The organism is Eubacterium xylanophilum ATCC 35991 (genome assembly GCF_000518685.1).
In the GTDB taxonomy this organism is placed as follows: domain Bacteria; phylum Bacillota; class Clostridia; order Lachnospirales; family Lachnospiraceae; genus Eubacterium_F; species Eubacterium_F xylanophilum.
On sequence record NZ_JAEB01000052.1, the window covers coordinates 1 to 1,099 of the forward strand.

Annotated in this window: 1 protein-coding gene; it reads right to left on the reverse strand. The window is 36.0% G+C overall.

Annotation, left to right across the window (positions count from 1 at the left end; translation table 11 throughout):
* On the reverse strand, positions 1 to 965 hold a 965-nt coding region (locus L877_RS12635; RefSeq protein ID WP_034785397.1), incomplete at its 3' end, for a DUF6273 domain-containing protein.
* Between the last annotated feature and the right edge of the window lie 134 nt (positions 966 to 1,099).

The window sequence follows — 1,099 nt, forward strand, 5'->3', positions numbered from 1 at the left end:
GTCTTTTTCTTTGTAAACTTCTTTGTCGTCGAATACCATAGGTCATATGAGGTAGAATCGTCTGTCTTCTTCCACTGAATAACTGCTTTATTCTTCGTTCTTTTGGCTGATACGATACCAGGCTTTTTTATCTTATATTTGATAAAATGTCCTCTAATCTCCGTTGTGTCCGCGTCTTCACGGTTTGAGTATTCTGTATCATTAGTTTCAACTCCTATTTCATCATGCTCATCCGCATACTCGATTTTATAATACTCGGTCTTATCTGTCTCCGTATTTATTTTTTTATATCTTGAAACTTTCCAGCAAGCTTTAGATATATCTATAAATATACATGGCCGTATTCCAAACAACTCATTTCTAATAATTAGCGTGCTTTTTTCTTGACTTTTCGTGTAACCCACATACTGTCCCGGAAATGCCTCACCATCATATCCTGCGTATGCATATCTTCTTCCTTCCGATTGAATCCAACCATCGCTTATCCACCAAATGTATGGACTAGCTCCAGGATATCTCCTCATTGCATAATTAGTTGCCTTTACTGGCACACCATGAAAATATCCAGACAAATTCACTGTACTCAAATCCTGGTCCCTATATAAACTTAATGAAACCTTCTTCAGCAAGTTTCTCTCATTCGTGTCGAAGGCATCATATAAGAAAGTATTATTAAGCCATTTCCTGCATTTTGAAGTCGCCCAAGTAGACTTGCTACTCCACACATCATCATAAATCATATATTCAAGACACTTAGCCGAGTGCAAACAGGCAATATTGTTGGTTATTCCTTCAAGTTCCCATTCTATAGGCTCTTTTTTTTCTGCATCAGTTTGCCAATAGTTTCCAAAATATATATATGTTATCTCTTTGTCCCCTTGCTTCATAGATGCATTAACGTCCAAATGGCTCACACAAATAGTACACAGCAAAAACACAAGTATTACTATAATTCTTTTGCACATAGTTCCACCTACTTTCCAATAAAATGACATGTTGTCATTATCCATGATTCGTATATTTTTGACGAACTATAATTGATAAATCTATCTTTAAATGTATAGTCTGTATGATAGTCTCCATCGTTCCAACGTCCTGT